This is a genomic window from Gilvimarinus gilvus, assembly GCF_030518155.1.
Lineage (GTDB): Bacteria > Pseudomonadota > Gammaproteobacteria > Pseudomonadales > Cellvibrionaceae > Gilvimarinus > Gilvimarinus gilvus.
Map to the genome: position 1 here is coordinate 1 of NZ_JAULRU010000848.1, position 458 is coordinate 458.

1 protein-coding gene is annotated in these 458 nt (G+C 63.5%); it reads right to left on the reverse strand.

Annotated features, from left to right (window positions below; genetic code table 11):
- The coding region (locus tag QWI17_RS23550) for a glycine cleavage system transcriptional repressor (protein ID WP_302724989.1) at window positions 1–458 on the reverse strand (458 nt) is incomplete at both ends.

Here is a 458-nt window from a genome sequence, read left to right on the forward strand (position 1 = left end):
CAACCGCAACTCCACCATCAAGTCATCCGCCAGACTCTCCAGCCGCTGCTGCAGCTCGTCCAGCGGCAGGGCCAGAGGCAAGGCCAACAAGGCATCGGCATGGAACAACGGCTCGCTGCTCATCGGTGCCGGCCGCACTTCTGTCGTGAACCGTTCCACGTTCACCTGCAACTCCGCCAGCAAACGAGTAATGTCCCGCACGATCCCCGGCCGGTCATTGCCGACCAGTTCCATGGCAATCGGCTTCCAGGTACAAGAGGGTTCCACTCCGCTCTCTGCAACCAGCACACGAATGTCGTACTGGGCCAGCCCCTGCAACGCCGCCACCAGCCCATCGTGATGTTCAGCCGGCACCGCCACCCGCAGGATCCCGGCAAACTGCCCGGCCATGCGCGACATGCGGCTTTCCAGCCAGTTGCCGCTGTGGTCGGCGATGCACTGCGCAACACGTTCCACCT